This window comes from Brevibacterium limosum, from assembly GCF_011617705.1.
Lineage (GTDB): Bacteria > Actinomycetota > Actinomycetes > Actinomycetales > Brevibacteriaceae > Brevibacterium > Brevibacterium limosum.
In genome coordinates this window covers 1,203,582-1,226,144 of record NZ_CP050154.1, presented here as the reverse complement: position 1 = coordinate 1,226,144, position 22,563 = coordinate 1,203,582, and the positions used below count along the sequence as shown (strand labels likewise).

Sequence of the window (22,563 nt, the reverse complement as noted above, 5' to 3'; positions counted from 1 at the left end):
ACATGACCGAGACTCCGAACGTCCGCAACGGCGGCCGCGCAGTCGTGGCGACACTGGCCGCCCACGGTGTCGATACGATCTTCGGCATCCCCGGCACCCACAACCTCGAGTTCTACCGACACCTGCCGGAGTTCGGGATCCGCGCCGTGACTCCCCGCCACGAACAGGGAGCAGGCTACGGCGCCGACGGATACTTCCTCGTCTCCGGCAAGCCCGGGGTCGTCATCACGACCTCGGGGCCGGGGCTGACGAACGTCCTCACGGCCGCCGCGACCGCCTATGCCGAGTCCCGCCCGATGCTCATCCTCTCCCCCGGTGTGCCCACCGGATTCGAGCGCGCCGACGTCGGCATGCTGCACGAGACGAAGGACTCCTCCGGGGCGGTGGGCCGCCTCCTCGTGTCCTCCCAGCGCACCCGCACTGCCGAAGGCGCGGCGCAGGCCGTCGCCGAGGCGTTCGCAATGTTCGACTCGGCCCGTCCCGGGCCCGTGCACATCGAGGTTCCCCTCGACGTGCTCGAGGGCGCATGGAACGGCAGCGTTCCTGTCCCGTTCGCAGGGCACCGTCCCGGACTCGATGAGCATGTCGTGGCCCGTGCTGCCGAGGCGATCCGTTCGGCGAAGCGGCCGCTGGTCATCGCCGGCGGCGGTGCCAGAAGCGCCCACACCGAGGTGGCCCGTCTCGTCGAGGCCCTCGACGCTCCCCTGGCGACAACGGCCAACGGCAAGGGCATCATCGCTGAGACGCATCCGCTGTCCCTGGGTGCGAACGTCCGCTTCCCCAGCGTGCAGGCCGAATCCGCGGCGGCCGATGTGCTCATCGTGCTCGGATCCGAACTGGCCGACTCCGATCTGTGGGGCGGAGTCATCGGTGCGCAGACAAGCATCGGAGTGCGGGACGAGTCTGCCCGGCAGACCGTCATCCGCTGCGATATCGACCCCGACCAGCTGAACAAGAATCTGCCCGGGGACATCCTCGCCTGCGCGGACACCGGTGAGTTCCTCACCGCGCTCATGAGTGCGCTCGGGTCCGCCTCGGCCACGGCCGCCTCGGCCGGCGATGACGGGACGGCATCGTCTGGCTCGAACGTCTCGGCCGCCTCGGCGAAGGAATCCGGGGCCGATCGGGTCGCCCGGATTCGGGAGAGCTGGGGCACCGATTTCGACTCCGACGCGATCGGAGCCAGGGTCACCCGCCTCGTCGAAGAGGGAGCGGGCTCGAACGTCGTCATCTCCGGTGACTCCTCCCAGGTCACCTACGACGGAACGGTGCACGCGCTGACGGCGAGCACGCCCGACCAGCTGCTCTACATGCCCGGATTCGCGACCCTGGGCTACGGCATTCCCGCCGCAGTCGGGGCGAAGCTCGCCGATCCCGCCCGACCGGTCGTGTGCATCCTCGGCGACGGGGCGGCCATGTTCTCCGTTCAGGAACTCATGACCGCGGCCGAGCTGGGATTGGGCATCCCCTTCGTCGTCGTCGACAACGGAGGCTACGCGGAGATCGAGGGGCAGATGGTCGACCGCGACATCGAGCCCTTCGCCGTCAGGCTCGCCCGTCCGGACTTCGCGCAGCTCGGTCAGTCCATGGGCGGGGCCGGGGTGACGATCGACGAGGCGGACATCGATTCCGCTCTGCCCGCGGCCATCGCCGAGGCGCTCGATCGCACCGTGCCCACCGTCATTCACATCACCATCGGCCACTGAGCCGATCCAACAGAGAGGGTCGCTGTGGACTCTTTGGTAGTCATCATCTATCTCGCCGCCATGGTGGGATTCGGAGTCTGGGGCCGATTCAAGGCCCATAACCAGGAGGACTTCTTAGTCGCCGGGCGCCGCCTCGGCGGTCTGCTGTACACCGGCACGATGTCGGCCGTCGTCCTCGGCGGCGCGTCGACGATCGGCGGTGTGGGCTTGGGCTACACGGCGGGGCTGTCGGGAATGTGGCTCGTGCTGTCGATCGGCCTGGGCATCATCGCGCTTTCGCTCTTCTTCGCCCCGAAGATTCAGAAGCTCGAGATCTACACGGTCTCGCAGATGCTCGAACTCCGCTACGGCAAGGGCTCCCGCTTCGTCTCCGGTGCGATCATGACCGCTTATGGTCTGATGATCTCGACGACGTCGACGGTCGCCTATGCCACGGTCTTCCACGCCCTGTTCGATCTCGACAAGGTGTGGTCGGTGCTCATCGGCGGCGGCATCGTCATCCTCTATTCGATGCTCGGCGGCATGTGGTCGATCACGCTGACGGACTTCGTGCAGTTCTTCATCCAGACGATCGGCATCTTCCTCATCATGCTGCCGCTCGTGCTGTCGAAGTCCGGAGGCTTCTCCGAACTGTTCTCCTCGCTGCCCGAGACGCACACCTCACCGGTGGGCATCGGCTGGCAGGCGATCCTCGGCTATATCCTCATCTACACCCTCGGCCTGCTCATCGGACAGGACATCTGGCAGCGCGTGTTCACCGCACGCAGCCCGGGTGTAGCCCGGTGGGGCGGATTCTCCGCAGGCGTCTACTGCCTGCTCTATGCTGTCGCCGGTGCGCTCATCGGCATGGCCGCGACGAAGATCGTGCCCGGGATCGAGGTCCAGGACGATGTGTTCGTCGCCGTCGTCGATGCGTCGATGACTCCGGTGCTCGGCGGAATCGTGCTCGCGGCGGCGCTGGCCGCCATGATGTCGACGGCGTCGGGATCGCTCATGGCCGCTTCGACCGTGTGCCGGCAGGACATCGTCGAACCGTTCCTCGCCCGCAAGGACATCGTGCCTGACGGGGCCGGGACCGAGGGCGCCGCTGCGGGAGCCGGCGCGAGCAGTGCGGGAGCCGGTGCGAACGGGGCGACGACGGATGGATCGGCCGCCTCGGCGAGCGGGTCAGGATCGGGGTCCGGTTCGGGCTCAGTTTCGGGCTCAGTTTCGGGGCCTGTTTCGGGCTCCGGTGCGAGGTCGACGCTCGTGCGGTCGCTGGTGCGCGAGACCGGTGACGAAGTGCGCGACTCGCGGATCTATCTCATCGTGCTCGGCGTCGTCACGCTGGTTCTCGCCATGATCATGCCCAGTGTCGTCGAGGCGCTGACCGTGGCCTACAACCTGCTGGTGGCCGGACTGTTCATCCCGATCCTCGGCGGTCTGGTGTTCAAGCGCGGCACGATCGTCGGCGTGATGGCCGGCATGATCCTCGGCGCCGTGACAACAGTGGTCGTCATGATCGTGTCGGGCATCTATGCCGAATCCGCCATCTACCTGGGTCTCATCGCCTCGCTGGTCGGCTACCTCGTCGGGTCGTTCGCCTCGAAGCCGACCCCGCCCGAGGTCATGGCCGCCTGGAAGGAACGCCTCACCCGGTAACTGCTACCTGACGGCGGCCCAGCAACCTCGCGCAAGGTTGCTGGGCCGCCGTCGGGTAGTTCTGGTCAGTGCGATCTGCGCGCTGGACCGTCACCCGACTTGGTGTCGTAAGCCACAGTCACCTATATTCGAAGAGTCAGGCTGAGCCGCCTTCAGCAACGCCGCGGATCGGCGAATGGGGCGAGCGCACATCAGCCGGTGCTCGAAAAAGGGGCACGAAGCCGCCGGACAGGCACCCGACAGGGTCGCCGAGGCCGAGCCTGCGTGTGAGACACATATGGATCGAACTTCCATATCTCATCAGCGATTGGCTTCTCATGGCTCATACTTCCGCGCACGTCGCGCACACCCTCGCCGTCCACATCGACGAGGTCTTCGGCCTCATGGGCAACGGCAACGCCTACTTCCTCGATGCCCTGCTGCGGGGCACCTCGACGACCTACACCGCCGTCCGCCACGAGGCCGGTGCCGTCGTCGCCGCCGATGCTCACTTCCGCACCTCCGGGCGGATCGCCGCGGCCACCACGACCTATGGTGCCGGGTTCACGAATACGCTCACCGCCCTCGCCGAGGCGGCCCAAGCCCGGGTTCCCCTCGTCCTCGTCGTCGGGGATGAGCCCACTTCCGGTCCGCGGCCGTGGGACGTCGATCAGATCGCGATGGCCTCGGCCGTGGGCGTGCGCACCTACACTGTCGGCCGCGTCGATGCCGCCGCCGCAACCGTGACCGCCATCGAGCATGCGCTGACCTACCGGGTGCCCGTCGTCCTGGCCATCCCCTACGACGTCGCCACCCTGGATATCGGTGAGATTCCGGCTGTTCCCGGTCCCAGTCGCCCTGTGCCGATGGCACCGGTCGGCGAGTTCACTCAAACCGCCCTCGACCGCCTCGCCGCAGATCTGACCGAGGCGAAACGACCCCTGCTGCTCGCCGGTCGCGGGGCATGGTTGGCCGGGGCCGAGGCCGAACTCGGCGAACTCGCCGACATCACTGGGGCCCTGACCGTCACGACTGCGCTGGGCCGCAACATCTTCCCCGCCGCCGAGCACGACCTGGGAGTCGCCGGCGGCTTCGGTGCCCCGGCCGCGATGGAGAGGGTCCGCGAAGCCGATGTGGCTGTGGTCTTCGGCGCCTCTCTCAACCAGTTCACGATGCGTTTCGGGGAGCTCTTCCATCCCTCGACGACGGTCTGGCAGATCGACACCGATGAACGCGCCACGAACGCTCGCGTCGGCGGCTTCATTCGAGCAGATGCGAAACTCGCAGCGGCTGAACTTGCGACTCGACTGTCCGAGTCCCCGGCCGGGTCGCGCGCGGAGACGTCGGAGGGCGCGTCGGCAACTGTCCGAGGCGGGCGTGTCACCGCCGCGGGCACCGACCGCACACTCTGGCGCGATACCGTCGACACCGCCGCCGACCGCGCATACGTCGTCGGGTCGGAGCTCGCCGGCGACGGCCGGCTGGATCCGCGTGCGGCGGCGAGCCGCCTCGGCGAGGTTCTGCCACAGGATCGGGTCGTCGTCTCCGACGGCGGACATTTCATCGCCTGGGCGAATATGTTCTGGGAGCCCAGCGCACCGGAACGGCTGGCGATGGTCGGCACCGCATTCCAATCGATCGGGCTCGGCTGGCACAGCGTCGCCGGTGCCGCCCGTGCGAACCCTGAGGCAACGATCGTCCTGACCAGCGGCGATGGTGGCGGGGCCATGGCACTGTCCGACCTCGACACCGCGATCCGGGTAGCCGGCGGACGCGGCATCGCCGCGATCTTCAACGACGCGGCCTATGGTGCCGAGGTCAACCTCTACGGGCTCAAGGGGCTGGAGAAGTCGCCCATGCTCATCGACGAAATCGACTTCGCGGCCCTGGCGACAGCGGCCGGCGGGCAGGGAGTCGCCGTGCGGTCCCTGGCCGACCTCGCCGTCGTCGAGGAGTGGAAGGCGCGCCCGGTCGACGAACGGCCCTTCCTGCTCCTCGATCTGCGGATCTCCGGGGAGATCATCGCGCCATATCAGGAGGAGGTCATCCGCGTGAACTCGTGAGGCGCCCCCAGGTGACGAGTCGCCACAGCTTCTCCAGCGGCCCCTGACCGAACCGGCGCAGCCACAGCGTCGAGACGATGATCTGGACGATGATGATCGCCAGGCAGATGACGAGGCCGGCGACGTAGCCGCCGTGGTCGCCGAGGCTGGTGAGGTCGGGCACGATCATCCGCACGCTCACGAGGATGAGGGTGGCGCCGACATAGTTGCTCAGCGCCATCCGGCCCAAGGGTGCGAACACGGACTTGAGGACCACCTCGGCGGGAGTGTGCAGGAGCAGCAGAACAACGGCGATATAGGTCAGTGCCATGCTCAGGCCCAGGCCGGCGTTGATCCATCCGTTGATGTGACGGGTGAGGTAGTCGGTGGTGGCGAAGCCGATGAGCGTCACGGTCAGAGCGAAGGCACCGGCGACAGCGACCCGTCCCGGATGGGCCAGGACCGAGCGGATGAATCCGCCGCGGCCGACGGCGAACCCGAGCAGGAACAGCCCGGGGATGAGGGTCAAGCCGCCTCCGGTGGCCACTCCGGCAGCGAGCAGGACGGCGCCGAGGACGGAGGTCACCCAGCCGAGCAGGCGTGCCGGTATCCATGTGGCCGGCAGGAGCAGGACGATGCCGGCCAGCGCGTAGGGCAGCAGGGCCTCGCCGGGTTGGAGGAGCTGGTGCAGGCCGCCGAGGATGCCGAGGAAGGCGAACCGGCGCAGCAGTGCCAGACGAGGGCGAGCGCTGCGACGACCGGCGCCCAGCCACATCAGTCCGAAGCCGATTCCGAACAGGAATGAGAAGATCGGGAAGAACCGGTTCTGCACCGTGTCCTCGAGAAACCTGTAGATCGGCAGAGCCTGCCCGGCGGAATCGATGCTGCTCAGACTCATGATCGGCGGGAGGTTGACCAGCAGGATCCCGCACAGTGCGAATCCGCGGACGACATCGAGGGCGAGGATCCGGGAGCGGCTCCGGGGCGGCGATGGGGCAAAAGTCTGTGTCTCTGTCATGGTCCCCATCCTTCCCGGCTGATGGAGTGAGCACATCGGCCGTGCAGTTGAGATTCGACGGCAGGGGTCGGCCGATCGGCTGATAGAGCGGTGGGGGGTGGGTCAGCCTCCCGTGTTCATCGCCCCGGATTCCCACATCCTCGCGGCGATCTCCACCCGATTGCGGGCCTCGAGGCGGGTCTGGATGTTTCCCAGATGGGTCTTCACGGTACCCAGGGAGATGAAGAGTTCGGCGCAGATCTCCTGATTCGTCCGACCCACGGCCACCAATCTCGCGATGTCGTTCTCCCTCTGGCTGAGCCGGTCCACGCGGAAGCTGTTGCCCTGAGCCGTCGATGTGCGCCGCTGCAGCAGGTTGAGGGTGAGCGACGGAGAGATGAGCGCGTCCCCGTCGGCGGCGGCCTTCACCCCGGCGATGAGGAGATCGGCACCGGAGTCCTTGAGCAGGAAGCCGCTGGCTCCTCCGTCCAGGGCCGCATCGACGTAGTCGTCGTCATCGAAGGTCGTGACCATGATGACCTTCGAATACGATGTCAGCCGCGGCAATGCGGCCAACCCGTCGAGGCGGGGCATGCGGATGTCGAGGAGAACGACATCGGGCTGTTCGCGTCTGACCAGGTCGATCGCTTCGACACCGTCGGCGGCTTGGCCGATGACGCGCATCGTCTCCTCGGCGTCGAGGATGAGGGAGAAGCCCATCCGCACCATCTCCTGATCGTCGACGACGGCGACGGTGATCATCGGTCCTCCCCTGCCTGCAGGCCATCGTGGTCGTTGTTCTGTCGGTTCTCGTGTCGGCGGCCGCGCCCGCTGCTGTGCCGGACGTCCCACGCGGCGACGGGCACCCGGGCGCGAACACTCCAACCACCCCCGCGTACGGGTGCGGCGTCGATGCTCCCGCCGAGGTGGCCCACCCTCGCCCGCAGACTGCCCACTCCCGTTCCGCTGCCGGCCCCGATCCCGCCGGAACCGGGGCCGTTGGTCACGGTCATGAGCAGAGCCGCCGGTGATGCGTGGTCGGTGGTCGGCGGTGCGGGGTCGGTGGTCGGCGGTGCGGGGTCGGTGGTGACAGTGACCGTGACCTCAGCGTCGGCTCCGGCATGGCGACGCACATTGGTCAGCGATTCGACGAGCACCCGGTCGAGGACCGGCCAGACTTCGCCGTCCACCTCGGCGGGGATGTCGATCGTGAGATGTGCGGCCTCGCCGAAAGCCGCGACCCGGTCGTGCAGCGCCTGGGGACCGGCGGCGACCGGGGTGCGGGCGGCCGCCTCGGATCCGGTGACCGAGCCGGCTCCTGCGGCGCTGCGTGCAGGTCTCGCCGAGGCGGCAGTCCGTGTTTGGGAGAGGTGATCCTGATTCCGGGAGGCAGAGACGAGTCGGCGGATCTCCTCGAGCGCGCGGGTGCCGGATTTCTCGATCTTCGTCAGCGCGGTCGTACGCAGGTCGTTGTCGTCGCTGCGTCCGGCGGCCTCGGCGAGGACGACGATGCCGGTCACCTCGTGTGCGATGAGGTCGTGGAGTTCGGTGGCGATGCGACGTCGCTCCGCCTCAGTGGCGGTGGCCTGTTTCTCGATCAGCGTACGATCATTCGATCGCAGCATGAGTCCGATCGCGATCGCGGCGATGACCAGCCCAGTCACCATGAGGGCAAAGGTCAGACCGTCGGGCATGAGCCCGGCGACGATGATGTTCGCCACAGCCAATGCGACGATGGGGGCGCTGCCCGCTTTGGTCGCGGCGGTGCGGGTGAGCATCGCCAGCGCCACCAGGCTCAGCCACAGGCTCGTCAGACTCAGGGTTGTACTGCCGGCGGTCAGGGCGAGGGCGGCGAGGAGACCGAGGACCGCCCACAGGAGGCTGAGTCGTCGGTCCGGGTGGCGGTGGGCACGGATGAGGGCGGGCAGTGCGACTGCGGCGGCGAGGACGTTTCCGAGGATGAGAAGCCAGCCGCTGCCGATGAGCAGTTCCAAGGCGAAGGAAAGCGGGACCGGCAGCAGCCACAGCCAGGTGAGGGGTCGTCTCATTGGCTCACAGTCTAGTCAACGCCGGTCGGCGAGGTCTGCGCTGTCGGCTTCAGCGGCAGTCGGTGTCGGCTTCAGCGGCAGTCGGTGTCGGCGTATTCGATTTCGACGATGACGCCGTCGTCTCCTGCGGACACGTTCTTCACTTCGGCGGCCCGCGGCAGAGCGAGGTCGGTGAGTGAGCGCCTGTCTGCGAGAACGTCGAGCCGGTTTCCTTCCGACCGGGCGGAGAAGGTCACTCTTTCTCCCTCGAGGATGGCCACCTCGGTGTAGGAGTCATCGGGATTCTTCATCGGGCTCACCTCGCCGGACGGGTAGTCGAAGGTGATGAAGCGAGTGAGCCGGTCGGCGTGGCCGTCGACGAGGTGGTGAACGAGGATCTGATCCTTGTTGATCCCGTCGTCGGGGGTGATGTCGACGTAGCTGAGGTCGGCGGTGTGCTGTGCGGCGTAGAGCAGGTAGGGGCGGCCGTGGACGTCGATCGTATCGGGGGTGATCGCGCAACTGTCCAGATAGTCGGCGACGTCGGCCTCGAGTGCGGCTTTCGCGCGCTGTTCGGCAACGACGAGTCCGCCGATGATGGCGAGGATGATGAGGGCGACGGCGGCGAGGGAGATGAGTGCCTTCTTCATGAGTGGAGGAGGTCCTTTGCGGGTCGGCGTGTGATGACACTGCCGATCCTTCCGAACCCGGGCGCCCGAGTCCTCGGCCAGATGGACGATAGACCTCGGCCGCATGGACGCAATCGCCGAGGTGGTTCTTGGCACTGGCAGGAGCCGGGGTGAGTCGTGGCAGGGGCCCGGGCCGGGGCCGTGGCCCGGTCTTCTTACGACATCGTCCTTCTCATTTCGGCACCGGACAGGAGAGCGCAGCGACGCCTAGGCGTCGACTGACTTCGCTGCCGTGTTGGCTGCCGACATGGCCCTTATGGCCATCCCGAGGATGAGCACCCAGCCGATGACTGCGAGAACGTGACCGGCCGCGGACGGCCAGGAGAAGAGTTCGACACAAGCCAGAGCCAGAGCGAATCCGATGGCAATGACGCTCAGCGTGATGAGCGCTGGCACGGCCGCTCGGTGCCCGCGCAGCCAGGCGGCGTCGGAGGCCAGCGTGTGCCGGGAGCGGATGCCGATGGCACGGTTGCGGGTGAGGCGATTGCGGCGGATGGCGGCGATGAGCAGTGTGCTGATGACGCTGAGAATGAGGTAGCCGATGAACGGCGGACAGAACACGTGCGCATCACCTCCTCGTAAAGTTGGCTTGCCGTCATCCTAACGGTCCTGCTGGCGTTGCTTTGCCGTGGTCTCGGCTGGCCTCCCGAAACGGCCGGTGGGACGCAACGGACGCACAGCGGGACTCCACCGGTGCCTGGCGGGCATGGAAAAGGCCCCGGATTCACGGGGAATCCGAGGCCTTGTCAGTGGAGATGGCGGGAATCGAACCCGCGTCCGTCGGCAGATTGTCAGGACTTCTCCGGGCGCAGTTCGTGAAGTAGTGTCTTAGGTTCTGGCCCTTGCACGAACACATGGACCAACGAACGGAGTTGAGTAGAAGTCCCTCAGGTACCCCCAACAAGTACCTGAAGCAGTGGCCTCTTAAGCGACGCCAGGATCTAGAGCAGAGGCAACTCTAGGCTGACGGATTCGCAGCTCGCGCTCTATCAGGCAGCGAGGGCGAAATCGGTGCGGTTGTTAGACTTAGCACCTATTGTTTTGCAGAGGACATTAACGAGATGACTCTGCATTCTCGGCCCGCTTCTCCCGACGCAGTGTCCAACGTCGAAACCGATCATCCCCATATTCTGTTACCAAACCTGATCAGCAGTTTCTCCCGCCGAGGCGACTGCTGGTGCCGATCAGATATCCCAGCATACTCGTACAACGCATACTGAGCCAATTGCATTCCCTCAACTCCGCGAACACGTGCGCGGACTTTCGCGGATGCTGTCCGGCCGCCTCGGCGAAGGAGATGAGGGTCGGTGCAATAGCGGGAATCGGACCCGCACCACCGGCCCTTACAGGTACTGCTTGGCCTTCATGGCGCGTTCGGCCTCGCGTTTGTCCTGCGCCTCGCGCAGAGCCTGACGCTTATCCCATTCGCGCTTGCCCTTGGCCAGGGCGATCTCGACCTTGACGCGTGAACCGTCGAAGTAGAGTTCGAGCGGGACCAGCGTCCGGCCGGATTCCTTGACCTTCTGCGAGAGCTTGAGGATCTCCTCGCGGTGGAGCAGCAGCTTGCGGCGACGTCTGGCCGAGTGGTTCGTCCACGTCCCCTGCAGGTATTCGGGAATGTAGACGTTCTCCAGCCAGGCTTCGTTCTGGAAGATGAGGGCGAAGCCATCGGTGAGCGAGGCACGGCCTTCGCGCAGGGATTTCACCTCGGTGCCGGTGAGTACGAGTCCGGCCTCCCACGTGTCTTCGATGTGATAGTCGTGGCGTGCCTTGCGGTTCCTCGCAATGACTTTCTTGCCTGTGTCCTTCGGCATGACCGGCCTCCTCTCTGCTCCCGATCATCTGTGCACGCGTTTGCGGGCACAGCCATCCATTCTATCCCATCGGCCGCGTTCCGCACGCCCGTCCCCTCCCCGAACTACCTGACGGCGGCCCAGCAACCTTGCGCCAGGTTGCTGGGCCGCCGTCGGGTAGCAATTAGAAGATGAAGGGTTTGGGGTTGACGTATCCGCCGTTCTCCATGATCTCGAAGTGCAGGTGGCAGCCGGTCGAGGCTCCCGTCGTGCCCGAATACGAGATGATGTCGCCCTTCTTGACCCTCTGTCCGTCGTGGACCTTGAGCTTCGTGTTGTGGTTGTAGGTCGACGCGATCGACTTGCCCTTGATCTTGCCGTGGGAGATGACGACGCGGTTGCCGTAGCCGCCGGTCCAACCGGAGGTGACGACGATGCCGTCGCCGGCCGAACGGATCGGGGTACCACAGGGCACACCGAAGTCCATTCCCGTGTGCAGTTTGCGTGCGCCGGTGATCGGGTGGACGCGGTATCCGAACGGAGACGTCGTCGGGTAGCCCTTGGCCGGGTTGGCCAGGACTCCGTCGCCGAAGACGAACTTGCCCTTCTTCTCCTGCTCCTTCTCCCACTCCCGGACCTTCTCGGCCAACCGATCCTGCTCGGCCTTCTCATCGGCCAGCTGCTTCTCCGTCTTGTCCTTGTTGTCGGAGATCGTCTTCTCCGCATCGTCCTTCGTGGAGATGAGGTCGTTGAGGCTGTCGGCCTTCTTCTTCGCGTCGACCTGCGCGGCCTCCTTGGCCACCACCGCCTCGGCGGCTTCGTCCTTGAGGTCGGAGATCTTCTCGGTCACCCCCGAGAGCCGCTCTTCGTTGTTCTTGTTCAGCGCCCGCTGTTCGGAGAGCTTGTCGATCGTGCGCTGCTGAGACCGCACCGCCGAGTCGACACGTCCGATGCCGCCGTCGGCGCTCGTGCCCTCGGCCATCTGCAGAAGCATTGCCAGATCGGAGGTGATGCCCGAGTTCTGATACGCCTGTCGCCCGATGCGCGCCGCCGAGGTCTTGTGCTTGTCGATCTCCTCGGTGCCGGACTTGATCGTGTCCTTGAGGTCCGTCTGCGCGTTCTCCGCCGAGGTCAGGCGCGCAGCCATGTCCTCGTCCTTCTCGATCGCCTCAGCCAGCGCATCATCAGCGGCCTTCGATTCCGCTTCGGCATCCGGCAGCTTCTCCTGCGCGGCATCGCGTTCGGCGATGACGCGGGCGAGGTCCTCGTCGAGGCCCTCGAACTCCTGCTGGAGCTCCTTGACGCGTTCGTCGACCTCGCTCTTGTCATCGCGCGGGTCGGCCACCACCGAGGTGACCGGCATGAGCACCACCAGTGCGGCTGCCGTGATGACCAGTCCGAGTCTGTGTCTCATCTCAGACCTTCGTGTACTTGTTCAACGTGATCAGCGACGAAGCTCCGGCCATGAGCACCCCGATGATGATGAGCACGGGAGCGATGAGGAGGACATCCCATCCGGAGATGAGGCTGAATCCGGTGGCCTGCGACTGCAGCCAGCCGCTGACGCCGAAGTGGACGAGCAGCCCCAGGGCACCGGAGGACAGGGTCGCACCGATGGCCGAGGCGATGACGCCCTCGAGCAGGAACGGCATCTGGATGAAGGTGTTCGACGCACCGACCAGACGCATGATGCCGGTCTCCCTGCGTCTGGAGAACGCGGAGAGTCGAATGGTGGTGGCGATGAGCAGCATCGCGCACAGCAGCATGATGCCCGCGATCGCGATCGCCACGATGGTCGCGATGTTGAGCACACCGAACAGGCGATCGAGCAGCTGGTTCTGGTCGACGACCTCTTCCACACCGGGGGTGGAGGAGAACGTCTCCTTGATGATGTCGTACTTCTCGGCGTCCTTGAGTTTGACCCGGAAGGACTCGTTCATCTCGTCCTTGGGCACGGTGCCCTCGAGGCTGGTGCCCTTGAACTGATCCTGGAAGTGCTCGTAAGCCTCGGTTTTGTCCTCGAAGTAGACCTTGTCGACATAGGGAGCGAGCTCGGAGCTTTCGAGTTCGCCCCGAATCTGGTCCTTCTGATCTCCGGTGACCTCACCGTCGACGCAGTTCGTCGCCTCCGAATCCGGCGGGCACAGGAACACGGAGACCTGAACGCGGTCGTACCAGAAGTCCTTCATCTGCCCGACCTGCATCTGCAGCAGGATCGCGGCACCGACGAAGAGGAGGGACACGAAGGTCACGAGCACGACGGAGATGACCATGGAGAAGTTCCGACGCAGGCCCGACCAGACCTCGGAGAGGATGAAACCGGCCCTCATGAGGCGACTCCGTAGGTGCCTTCTTCGACGTCGCGGACGATTTCGCCTTCTCGCAGTTCGATGACCCTCCGGCGCATCCGGTTGACGATCTCTCCGTCGTGGGTGGCCATGAGCACGGTGGTGCCGTTGCGGTTGATCTTCTCGAGCACGTTCATGATGTCGGCGCTCGTCGCCGGGTCGAGGTTGCCCGTCGGCTCGTCGGCGAGCAGGATTCCGGGCTTGTTGACCACAGCTCGGGCGATGGCCACACGCTGCTGCTCGCCGCCGGAGAGCTCACTGGGATAGCGCTTCTCCTTGCCGGCCAGGCCCACGGTCTCGAGGACGTCGGGAACGAGCGTCGACAGGGCAGCGCGGGACTTCCCGATCACCTGGAGGGCGAAGGCCACATTGGCGAACACGGTCTTGTTCGGCAGCAGGCGGAAGTCCTGGAACACTGTGCCGATCCCCCGCCGCAGGTAGGGGACCTTCCAGCTGGGCATCTTCACCACGGATTTTCCGGCGATGTGGATGCGCCCGGCGCTGGGAACCTCTTCGCGCAGAATGAGTCGGATGACCGTGGACTTTCCCGAACCGGAGGCCCCGACGAGGAACACGAATTCCCCGCGGTCAGCCTCGAACGAGATGTCGTCGAGTGCTCTGCGGGAACGTGTGTCGTAGGACTTCGAAACGGAGTCGAATCTGATCAAGTCGGTCTTCAATCATGTTGCGGGTGGCTCGGCCGTTTCCACTGTACGTAACAGTTCCGTGATGTTCGGGGAGGCGGCCGGGCGTGTGTTGCGATCTGATGAAGTTCACAGTCGGGCTCAGTCTCGGCTTCCTCGGTGTGCGGGTCACTCAACAGGGCTGGGCCGTACAGCCGGGGTCGGGGTCCGGCCTCCTCGGCGAATCCGGAATTCGCAGGGAAGCAAATGTTGGTTTCGGCGGTGAAGATCGACATTTACTTCCCTGCGAATCAGGATATGACGCGAGCTGGCATCCTCACGTCGCGTTTGTGGTCGATTCGCCAAGGGGGCACAGCCAAAATGGGCGAATCGCCTCGGTGAATCGACCGCAGACGGGCAGCGGAGCGGATGCACGGTGGACGGGCCAGCTCCCTGCAGGCAGGCTGGCTGGCTGCCGACGGGTGGCCTGGCAGGCCGCGGAAAGAAAGCTGCCAGAGGCTCAGTCGTCGGCCTCTTCGGCCATCTCCTGTTCCTTGCGCCAGCGGATGCCGGCCTCGATGAGTCCGTCGAGGTCACCGTCGAAGACCGCCGAGGGGTTGTTGACCTCGTAGCCGGTGCGCAGGTCCTTGACCATCTGGTACGGGTGCGTGACGTAGGAGCGCATCTGATCACCCCAGCTGGCCTTGATGTCGCCGGCCAGCTCCTTCTTCTGCGCCGCCTCTTCCTTGCGCTTGAGGTCGAGCAGACGCGACTGCAGGACGCGCATCGCAGCTTCCCTGTTCTGGATCTGGGACTTCTCGTTCTGCATGCTCACCACCACACCTGTCGGCTCGTGAGTGATGCGCACGGCCGAGTCCGTGGTGTTCACCGACTGTCCGCCGGGGCCCGAGGAACGGTAGACGTCGATGCGCAGATCGTTCTCATCGATCTCGACATGGTCGGTGGACTCGATGAGCGGGACCACCTCGACGGCGGCGAAGGAAGTCTGGCGACGTCCCTGGTTGTCGAAGGGGCTGATGCGCACGAGCCGGTGCGTGCCGGCCTCGACGGACAGCGTGCCATAGGCGTAGGGGGCGTTGATCTGGATCGTCGCGGACTTCACTCCCGCACCTTCGGCGTAGGAGGTGTCGAGTTCCTGGACGTTGTAGCCGCGGTTCTCCGCCCATCGGATGTACATGCGAGTGAGCATCTGCGCCCAGTCGGTCGCGTCGTCGCCGCCGGCGCCGGAGCGTACGGTCACAACGGCGGAGCGCTCATCGTATTCGTGGCTGAGCAGGGTCGAGATCTCGAGTTCGGCCAGCTGATCGCGCAGCTTCCTGATGTCACGGTCGGCTTCTTCGAGCGAGTCCGCATCGCCTTCGTCCTGAGACATCTCGACGAGCAGTTCGGCATCGTCGATGCGCTCACCGAACTTCTCGAGCTTCTCCAGGGTGCCCTGTTTGTGAGAGAGCTTGGCCGAGATCTTCTGAGCCGAATCGGGATCATCCCAGAATGTCGGCGACGACGCCTGCTCCGTGAGCTCGGCGACCTCGTCGCGCAGATTGTCCAGATCGGACACGTCGAGAATCGCTTTGTACGTCTGGCGGAGGTTGGCGATTTCAGAAGAGTAATCAGTGGTGGCCATAATGATCCGATTCTAGTGCATGTCCGCGGCCTGCCCGGAACCGAGGGATGCGCGCCGAGGTGGGGCCACCTCGGCGCGCATCTGCACAATCTCCCGGATCGCCCCTCAGTCTCAGGCCGGCTGCATCTCGGGCACGGCGGCCCAGGTGTCGGGGCCGAACACCTCGAAGTGGATATTGCCCGCCGGGACATTGAGTTCGTCGAGTCCGCGGCGCACGGCCTTCATGAACGGGGGCGGGCCGCACAGGTAGACCTGCGCGTCGGCGGCCACGTCCACCTCGGCGAGGTCGATGAACCCTTCGTGGATGGTCTCGGTCGTCGTCCGCGCACCGAGCTGTTCGTACCAGTGGTGCATCCGCGCGCCCGGCAGCTGATCGACCAGCTGCGCCATCTCATGCCGGTGGGCATGAGCGGCCATCGACTGGTCGGCGTGGAGGACTGTGACGGGACGCTGGGACTCCTTGGACACGAGGTCGTTGAGCGCGCCGAGGATCGGGGTGCAGCCGATGCCGGCGGACACGAGCAGCAATGGGGTCTCGGCGTCTTCGACGACGAGGTCGCCGTACGGCAGTGAGCACCGGATTCTGTCGCCTTCGAAGACGTTGCCGTGAATGAAGTTCGACACCTCACCTGCGGGGATGCCGGCCTCGGCGCGACCGGGCTCGGCCTTGACGGTGACGGTCCAGGACTCACGTGAGGTGGCCCGGGTGAGGCTGTACTGACGGATCTGGTGAGCCCCGTCGGGCAGCTCGACCTGGACGGAGACGTACTGGCCGGGCCTGGCCTTCGGCAGCACTCCGCCGTCGGGTCGGGAGAGCACAAGGCTGACGGTGTTCGGAGATTCCTGCCGGCGGCGGGCGACGAGGAGATCGTTCCAGACCTCGCCCGGTGACACCTCGTGGCGGGCGTAGAGCTCCCGCTCGGCGCGGATGAGCGTGTGCGCCATATCCCAGTAGACCTCGGTCCAGGCGTCGACGATCTCAGGGGTGACCGCATCGCCGAGGACTTCGCCGATGGCGGCGAAGAGGTGCTCGTAGACGATCGGGTACTGGTCTTCGGTGATGCCCAGAGAGGCGTGCTTGTTCGCGATCCGGCTCATCATCGCATCGATGTTCGGTACATCTTCGGACACGAGCAGGCTCGCATAGGCGGCGATCGCGCCGGCCAGTGCCTTCTGCTGCTCGCCCTGCGCCTGATTGCCGCGGTTGAATAGATCGCGCAGCAGGTCGGGTCGGGCGGTGAACATCCGGTCGTAGAAGACCGGGGTGATGTCACCTATGGCGGACCCGATGACGGGGAGGGTGTCCTTCACGACAGTGAGTGCGGGTTGGGAGATCACTTCTGCTCCTTTTGCGGCGCATGTTCGCCGCGCAGCTGGAACGGCCTTTCCAGGTCGCTGTTCTTCGTGCGATTTCGACGTTACGCGGACTCGCGCGCACATTTCTACGCGTTGTAGAATTTGAGATTTTCCGTACCGCAACCGAGGCCCGGCAGCCGCGGCCCGATCGGCCTCGCCCTAACCTCGAGATTTCATGATTAGGATCGACCGGATGGTGGACTGACACAAGAAAAGTGCTCCTGACCAGGGATAATGGTGCTTGCGAAGACAACAAAAACCCATTGGAAAAGGAGCACTCTCAGAGTGAAGCCTACCCGCACCTATCCTCGCTTGCACATCGATACCGCGCCCAGCAACGCCCTCGGGCAAGCCGGCGGCATGCTGCTCACCGAAACCGTGCACACCAGCGGGCTCGGCCATCACCTGAAGCAGGCTCTGGCGGCATGGAAGAGACCCTTCGCCATCCACGACCCCGCCAAGATCCTCATCGACATTGCCATCACTTTGGCTCTCGGCGGTGACACACTCTCCGATAGTTCCGTCCTCCGCGACGAGCCCGATCTCTATGGGCCGGTGGCATCGAACCCGACGATCACTCGCCTCATCCGCACTCTCGCCGATGATGCCGACCAAGCCTTGGCCGCGATCAACACCGCTCGGACAGCTGCTCGTGCCCGCGTGTGGGAACTGGCCGGGGCTCAGGCACCGAACCATGACAGTGATGCTCGGGCTCCGCTGGTCGTTGATATCGATGCCACCTTGGTCACCGCCCACAGTGAGAAGGAAGAGGCGAAGCCCACGTACAAGAAAGGGTTTGGATTCCATCCACTGCTGGCGTTCATCGACCACGGACGATCGGGTTGCGGCGAACCCGTTGCCGGGCTGCTGCGACCGGGCAATGCCGGATCGAATACCGCTAGCGATCACATTCGGCTGGTCAAGGAAGTTCTCGCTGGTCTTCCCGGCGGCAGGCCGCGTCCGGGTAAATCGGTGCTCATCCGGACCGATACCGCCGGTGGCACCCATGGCTTCCTGACTTTCCTCACCAGGAGGCGCCTGTCGTACTCGGTCGGGTGGATGCTGCCGGCAACGATGCCTGATCTCTATCGCCAACTCATGAAGCTGGACGCGTGGGAGCCGGCCTACGACACCGACGGTCGTCCCCGCGAAGGTGCCGACGTTGCTGAGCTCACCGGAGTCCTCGACCTCAACGATTGGCCGGACGGGATGCGAGTCATCGTCCGTCGGGAACGACCCCACCCTGGTGCGCAATTGCGTTTCGATGACGTTGATGGGTACCGGCTGACCGCGTTCGCGACCAACACTCGCGGTATGCAGTTGGCCGATTTGGAAGTCCGGCACCGCTCCCGGGCACGGTGCGAGGACCGGATCCGCATCGCCAAAGACACCGGGCTGGCCAATTTCCCCCTCAAAGGCTTCGACCAGAATCGGGTCTGGTTGGCCATCGTCGCTCTCGCCGGGGATCTGCAGGCCTGGAGCGGACTGTTGACGTTCGTCGATGACGAGATTCGTCGGTGGGAGCCGAAGAAGCTGCGTATGCACATCTATACAGTGCCAGCGACGATCGCGAGGACGGCCCGTCGGGTGGTGGTGCATGTGAAAAACACTGCTCGATTCGCGCAAGACATCGTCGCTGGCCTGAACCGACTGCGTTCCTTGCCAGGGCCCGAGCCGGGATAACCATCGTGGTGTCCGTGTTCGTTCGAGTAGAGGAAACCAGTTGGGGTCGGAGTCCCCGCCCAACCGTGGCGACACACGGTGGCCGCGTCACACCCGAATGGCAAAATCAGAAACGAATGCGCTCCACAGCGCGAGAATCAAGGCGCGAGCCACACCGTGAAAAATTGAGGCTAACGCAGCTCGTTTCCGAGCAAGGGCACAGACCTCCGCGCCGGTGGGTTATAGGTCAAAAAGCGCCGCCGGCGGGAGATCTGATTCATCCCGCCGGCGGCGCGGCTCACATGGCTTCCACTGAAGATCGGTGAGCAAAATATAGACCGAAACCGACCCTCACGCAAGACGGAAACCGCCACAATGACATTCATGAAACTACACGATGAGCATTTGCGAAGCCCGTTCGGAGTTATCCACAGATTTGGGAATTCACTAGATTATTCATTCGACTACAGATAGGTTAAACAGCAAATCACGCTGTCAATTGAATGATCGGGCAAGGGTTCAGAGTGGAAGCCACCGAAGTCATCACCAGTGAGGTTCACAAGCGGATCAGAGATCTCGATGTGGATCCCCGCGCCGATACCCAGCGCTCTCGCGAGCTCATTCGCACCGTCATCGCCGAGTACGATGAGCGCAGTCTCGTCGCTGATCTTCCCCTGCTCGAAGACAAAGAGGCGACCTTCCGCCATATCGACAATCAGCTGTCGGGTTTCGGTGCGCTGCAGGACTATTTCGATGATCCGCACGTCGAGGAGATCTGGGTGAACTCGCCCAGCGAGGTCTTCATCGCCGTCGACGGAATCCACCAATTGACGACGACGAAACTGAGCTCGGCCGAGCTCGACGACCTGATCGAGCGGATGCTGCGGACCTCGGGTCGCCGCGTCGATCTCTCCCAGCCTTTTGTCGACGCCATTCTGCCCGACGGGTCCCGGCTGCATGTTGTGCTGCCCGATATCACCCGCACTCATCCGGCCGTGAATATCCGCAAGTTCATCGCCCGGCCGCGCAATCTCGCCAACCTCGTCGCTCATGGATCACTGACTCCCGGTGCCGCCGAGTTCCTCGACGCCGCCGTGGCGTGCGGGGCGAACATCCTCGTCTCCGGAGCGACTCAGGCGGGCAAGACCACGATGCTCAACGCCTTGGCCGGGTCGATTCCGGCGCGGGAACGCACGATCTCCTGTGAAGAGGTCTTCGAACTCAACCTGCCCAGTCGCGACTGGGTGCCCATGCAGTGCCGGCAGCCGTCGCTGGAAGGCACCGGCGAGGTCACCCTCCGCGCCCTGGTCAAGGAGGCTCTGCGGATGCGGCCGACCCGGATCATCGTCGGCGAGGTCAGAGAGGCCGAGAGCCTCGACATGCTCATCGCATTGAATTCGGGTCTCGCAGGAATGTCGACGCTGCACGCCAACTCCGCTCGCGCGGCGATCACGAAGATCTGCACCCTGCCCCTGCTGGCCGGGGCGAACATCTCATCAGCGTTCGTCGTCCCCACAGTCGCCGTCAGCCTCGACGTCGTCGTCCACCTGCGGCGGGACCCCTCCGGGGTGCGACGGGTCGATGAGATCTGCGCGGTGCCCGGCGGGGTCGAAGGCGACGTCGTCGAACTCGACACGATCTTCCATTCGCCACGGGGACAGCTCATCCGCGGTCAGGGGTTCGGCCACCTCGGCGAACGGTTTGCCGGCATCGGTCGCGATCTCCACTCCATTCTGGAGGCGGCGTGAGCTATTCGCAGTCCGCTCTGCTCATCGGTGCCTGCCTCGGGGCGGGGCTGTTCCTCATGTGGATGTCGCTGTGGCAGCGGCCGCAGAGCAGACGGACGCAGTCGCGATGGGTGCGCGAGCTCGACGACATGCTCACCGGGGCCGGATTCCCGCGACTTCGGCCGGCCCACCTGCTGCTCATCTCGATTGCGGCGTTCTGCCTCGTAACGGTCGTATCGACGGTGCTCACCGGTTCGTGGGCGATCGCTCTGTGCTTCGGTCTCTTCGCCTCCTGGCTGCCTCACCGAGCACTGCACCATCGGGCACGCAGCCGACAGGTGATGCGGCGAGAGCTGTGGCCCGAAACCCTCGACCACCTCAATTCCGGAGTCCGTGCGGGACTGTCCCTGCCCGAAGCACTGAGTTCGCTGGCCCATCGCGGACCCGAACCGCTGCGGCCGCTGTTCGAAGTCTTCGCCGAGGAATACCGGGCCAGCGGCTCGTTCGCCCTGGCATTGGAGCGGTTCCGACAGGTCAGCGCCGACCCGGTGGCCGATCGCATCGTCGTCGCTCTCAGCGTCACCCGGCAGGTCGGCGGCAGTGATCTGGGCACCATGCTGCGGGCGCTGGCGCAGTTCGTCCGTGATGACGCCCGGACCCGCAACGAGCTCTCTGCTCGGCAGCAGTGGACGGTCAACGGAGCCAGATTGGCCGTCGCCGCACCGTGGGTGGTGCTCGCGTTCCTGTCGACCCGGCCCGAAACGGCCGTGGCGTACAACTCCCGACCCGGGCTGGTCCTCTTGGCCGCGGGCTTCATCGTCTCCCTGCTGGCGTACCAGGCGATGAAGCGCATCGGCCGGCTCCCGGCCGAACCCCGGGTCATCGAGGGATCCTCGCTCAGCGCCGCCCACCGACGCTTCGGCGGCGACGGCAACACCAGCGGCGGATTCGCAACCGGCATCGAGCACGATGTGGACGGGCGCGCGGCATGAGCCTCCTCGGCGAACCTCTGCCCATCCTGGCCCTCGGACTCTTCAACGGTTTCGCACTGTGTGTCTTCGTCCTCTCCCTCCCGCCGCTGCGCCGGCCGACGCTGTCGTCGCGGATCGCACCCTATCTGCGGGATCAGGAATCCTTGGTCGATATCTATGCTCCTCCGACCCCGCGTACGGAGGGATTCTGGGGTCTGGTGAAGTCATGGCTGGTCAGCTCGACGCTGTGGGTGACCTCGCGCATCACCACGGATGCGACTCTGCGGCTGCGCATCGACCGCCTCGGCGGGAATGCCACGATCGAGCGCTTCCGCATCAGCCAGGTGTTGAGCATCCTCGTCGGGATGATCGTCGCCGGCGGCCTGGCCGGGGCCCTGTCGGCGCAGCGCGGGTTCTCCCCCATCGTCACCCTCGTCCTCGTCATCAGCGGCGGCATCGCCGGCCACGTCTTCAACGATTGGCGACTCAGCCAAGCCATCGCCCGCCACGAATCCCGTGTGCTCGCCGAATTCCCCACCGTCGCCGAACTCCTGGCACTGTCCATCACCGCCGGTGAGGGGATCGTGGAGGCTCTCGAACGGGTGTGTCGCACCTGCTCCGGTGACCTCATCGACGAACTCCGCGCGGCCCTGGCCGCCACTCGCACCGGGACTCCGCTCGTCGAAGCGCTCGACGCGATGGCCACACGCATCGCCATCCCCGAAATAGTCCAGTTCGTCGACGGTCTCGCCGTGTCCATGACCCGCGGCACCCCACTGGCCGAAGTGCTGCGCTCCCAAGCCGCTGACGTGCGCGAACAGTCCCGGAGGAGGCTGCTCGAGCTGTCCGGGAAGAAGGAGATCGGGATGCTCGTCCCGGTGGTCGTCTTCGTCCTTCCCGTCACCGTGATCTTCGCCGTCTTCCCGTCTCTGACCGTCCTCGACCTCAGTCCATAACGACCGCACTCCGCACCGCCGACCACATCCCGCACCACCGACCACGCCCGCTCCCACAGCCAGTCCCGCACCACCGACCACGCGGATCGAACCCTCGACCTCGCCGATGAAGGAGACACGATGTTCCGCCAGTTCACCTATCGCCTCGTCCCGCTCATGCTCGGGCTGATCCCCGGTCCCCCTCCGCGAGGAGGAACCACCATCGCCGAGGCGGCCGACCACGGCACCGAGCCGAAGCTGGCCCCCGATGTCGACCCGCCCGACCGCGGGGACGTGCCCGGCTGGGTCCTCATCACCCTGATGACCGCGGGCCTCGTGGTCGCTCTGTGGGCACTGGCCGGCGAAGCCTTCACCTCGATGTTCCAAGACGCGATGAACAAGGTCCGCGGGGCCGGGTGACC

General features: G+C 65.3%; 19 protein-coding genes and 1 other RNA gene. 8 read left to right on the top strand and 12 right to left on the bottom strand.

Annotated features, from left to right (window positions below; all coding sequences use genetic code 11):
* The first annotated feature begins 2 nt into the window (after positions 1–2).
* From GUY37_RS05460 to GUY37_RS05450, 3 genes are all read left to right on the top strand, one after another.
* Positions 3–1,706 (top strand): thiamine pyrophosphate-binding protein, encoded by a 1,704-nt coding sequence (locus GUY37_RS05460; RefSeq protein ID WP_166823189.1) that lies wholly within the window; start codon positions 3–5, stop codon positions 1,704–1,706.
* Between the two features lie 24 nt (positions 1,707–1,730).
* Positions 1,731–3,347, top strand: a complete 1,617-nt coding sequence (locus GUY37_RS05455; RefSeq protein WP_228278382.1) for a sodium:solute symporter — start codon at positions 1,731–1,733, stop codon at positions 3,345–3,347.
* Positions 3,348–3,664: 317 nt separating this feature from the next.
* Positions 3,665–5,389 (top strand): thiamine pyrophosphate-binding protein, encoded by a 1,725-nt coding sequence (locus tag GUY37_RS05450; protein ID WP_166823186.1) that lies wholly within the window; start codon positions 3,665–3,667, stop codon positions 5,387–5,389.
* On the opposite strand, the gene GUY37_RS05445 is transcribed toward GUY37_RS05450, so the two are convergent.
* The 12 genes from GUY37_RS05445 to GUY37_RS05390 form a co-directional block, all read right to left on the bottom strand.
* Entirely contained in the window at positions 5,370–6,386 is a 1,017-nt protein-coding gene (locus tag GUY37_RS05445; RefSeq protein WP_228278381.1) for a DUF418 domain-containing protein, read from the bottom strand. The two genes, GUY37_RS05450 and GUY37_RS05445, sit on opposite strands and share 20 nt — an antisense overlap.
* Positions 6,387–6,488: 102 nt before the next feature.
* Entirely contained in the window at positions 6,489–7,127 is a 639-nt protein-coding gene (locus tag GUY37_RS05440) for a response regulator transcription factor (RefSeq protein WP_166823182.1), read from the bottom strand.
* Positions 7,124–8,413 (bottom strand): sensor histidine kinase, encoded by a 1,290-nt coding sequence (locus GUY37_RS05435; RefSeq protein WP_166823180.1) that lies wholly within the window; start codon positions 8,411–8,413, stop codon positions 7,124–7,126. Before GUY37_RS05435 ends, GUY37_RS05440 begins: the two co-directional genes overlap by 4 nt.
* 71 nt (positions 8,414–8,484) lie before the next feature.
* Positions 8,485–9,042, bottom strand: coding sequence for a hypothetical protein (locus GUY37_RS05430; RefSeq protein WP_166823177.1), 558 nt, complete (start codon positions 9,040–9,042; stop codon positions 8,485–8,487).
* Between the two features lie 246 nt (positions 9,043–9,288).
* Positions 9,289–9,642 (bottom strand): SdpI family protein, encoded by a 354-nt coding sequence (locus GUY37_RS05425; protein WP_166823174.1) that lies wholly within the window; start codon positions 9,640–9,642, stop codon positions 9,289–9,291.
* 186 nt (positions 9,643–9,828) lie between these two features.
* Positions 9,829–10,206: a transfer-messenger RNA gene (gene ssrA / locus GUY37_RS05420) on the bottom strand.
* 218 nt (positions 10,207–10,424) lie between these two features.
* Positions 10,425–10,895 carry an SsrA-binding protein SmpB gene (gene smpB, locus GUY37_RS05415; protein ID WP_152348062.1) on the bottom strand — a complete coding sequence of 157 codons (471 nt, stop codon included), beginning with the start codon at positions 10,893–10,895 and terminating at the stop codon, positions 10,425–10,427.
* Positions 10,896–11,058: 163 nt separating this feature from the next.
* Positions 11,059–12,288, bottom strand: a complete 1,230-nt coding sequence (locus GUY37_RS05410; RefSeq protein ID WP_166823171.1) for a M23 family metallopeptidase — start codon at positions 12,286–12,288, stop codon at positions 11,059–11,061.
* Position 12,289: 1 nt separating this feature from the next.
* Positions 12,290–13,204, bottom strand: coding sequence for a permease-like cell division protein FtsX (gene ftsX, locus GUY37_RS05405; protein ID WP_152347275.1), 915 nt, complete (start codon positions 13,202–13,204; stop codon positions 12,290–12,292).
* On the bottom strand, positions 13,201–13,890 hold the full coding sequence (gene ftsE / locus GUY37_RS05400; RefSeq protein ID WP_166823168.1) for a cell division ATP-binding protein FtsE: 690 nt from the start codon (positions 13,888–13,890) through the stop codon (positions 13,201–13,203). The genes ftsX and ftsE overlap by 4 nt, the downstream gene beginning before the upstream one ends.
* Positions 13,891–14,365: 475 nt before the next feature.
* A complete protein-coding gene (prfB, locus tag GUY37_RS05395) occupies positions 14,366–15,490 on the bottom strand; it encodes a peptide chain release factor 2 (protein ID WP_166823165.1) in 1,125 nt (374 codons plus the stop codon).
* A gap of 111 nt (positions 15,491–15,601) precedes the next feature.
* Positions 15,602–16,828 (bottom strand): globin domain-containing protein, encoded by a 1,227-nt coding sequence (locus tag GUY37_RS05390; RefSeq protein WP_166823162.1) that lies wholly within the window; start codon positions 16,826–16,828, stop codon positions 15,602–15,604.
* Positions 16,829–17,131: 303 nt separating this feature from the next.
* Here GUY37_RS05390 and GUY37_RS05385 point away from each other — a divergent pair, with 303 nt between their 5' ends.
* The 5 genes from GUY37_RS05385 (at position 17,132) to GUY37_RS05365 (ending at position 22,561) form a co-directional block, all read left to right on the top strand.
* Positions 17,132–18,529, top strand: a complete 1,398-nt coding sequence (locus GUY37_RS05385) for an IS1380 family transposase (RefSeq protein WP_166823159.1) — start codon at positions 17,132–17,134, stop codon at positions 18,527–18,529.
* Positions 18,530–19,032: 503 nt separating this feature from the next.
* On the top strand, positions 19,033–20,256 hold the full coding sequence (locus tag GUY37_RS05380) for a CpaF family protein (RefSeq protein WP_166823156.1): 1,224 nt from the start codon (positions 19,033–19,035) through the stop codon (positions 20,254–20,256).
* Positions 20,253–21,227 carry a type II secretion system F family protein gene (locus GUY37_RS05375; RefSeq protein ID WP_166823153.1) on the top strand — a complete coding sequence of 325 codons (975 nt, stop codon included), beginning with the start codon at positions 20,253–20,255 and terminating at the stop codon, positions 21,225–21,227. Before GUY37_RS05380 ends, GUY37_RS05375 begins: the two co-directional genes overlap by 4 nt.
* Positions 21,224–22,162 (top strand): type II secretion system F family protein, encoded by a 939-nt coding sequence (locus GUY37_RS05370; RefSeq protein ID WP_166823150.1) that lies wholly within the window; start codon positions 21,224–21,226, stop codon positions 22,160–22,162. The genes GUY37_RS05375 and GUY37_RS05370 overlap by 4 nt, the downstream gene beginning before the upstream one ends.
* 120 nt (positions 22,163–22,282) lie before the next feature.
* Complete coding sequence (locus GUY37_RS05365) at positions 22,283–22,561, top strand: hypothetical protein (protein WP_228278502.1); 279 nt, start codon at positions 22,283–22,285, stop codon at positions 22,559–22,561.
* The last annotated feature ends 2 nt before the right edge of the window (positions 22,562–22,563 follow it).

What these genes read in the sequence shown, in the direction of transcription:
- GUY37_RS05460 (WP_166823189.1), top strand. Translation starts at nt 3, where the DNA reads ATGACCGAGACTCCGAACGTCCGCAACGGCGGCCGCGCAGTCGTGGCG.
- GUY37_RS05450 (WP_166823186.1), top strand. Translation starts at nt 3,665, where the DNA reads ATGGCTCATACTTCCGCGCACGTCGCGCACACCCTCGCCGTCCACATC.
- GUY37_RS05445 (WP_228278381.1), bottom strand. Translation starts at nt 6,386, where the DNA reads ATGACAGAGACACAGACTTTTGCCCCATCGCCGCCCCGGAGCCGCTCC.
- GUY37_RS05440 (WP_166823182.1), bottom strand. Translation starts at nt 7,127, where the DNA reads ATGATCACCGTCGCCGTCGTCGACGATCAGGAGATGGTGCGGATGGGC.
- GUY37_RS05435 (WP_166823180.1), bottom strand. Translation starts at nt 8,413, where the DNA reads ATGAGACGACCCCTCACCTGGCTGTGGCTGCTGCCGGTCCCGCTTTCC.
- GUY37_RS05430 (WP_166823177.1), bottom strand. Translation starts at nt 9,042, where the DNA reads ATGAAGAAGGCACTCATCTCCCTCGCCGCCGTCGCCCTCATCATCCTC.
- smpB (WP_152348062.1), bottom strand. Translation starts at nt 10,895, where the DNA reads ATGCCGAAGGACACAGGCAAGAAAGTCATTGCGAGGAACCGCAAGGCA.
- GUY37_RS05410 (WP_166823171.1), bottom strand. Translation starts at nt 12,288, where the DNA reads ATGAGACACAGACTCGGACTGGTCATCACGGCAGCCGCACTGGTGGTG.
- ftsX (WP_152347275.1), bottom strand. Translation starts at nt 13,204, where the DNA reads ATGAGGGCCGGTTTCATCCTCTCCGAGGTCTGGTCGGGCCTGCGTCGG.
- prfB (WP_166823165.1), bottom strand. Translation starts at nt 15,490, where the DNA reads ATGGCCACCACTGATTACTCTTCTGAAATCGCCAACCTCCGCCAGACG.
- GUY37_RS05370 (WP_166823150.1), top strand. Translation starts at nt 21,224, where the DNA reads ATGAGCCTCCTCGGCGAACCTCTGCCCATCCTGGCCCTCGGACTCTTC.
- GUY37_RS05365 (WP_228278502.1), top strand. Translation starts at nt 22,283, where the DNA reads ATGTTCCGCCAGTTCACCTATCGCCTCGTCCCGCTCATGCTCGGGCTG.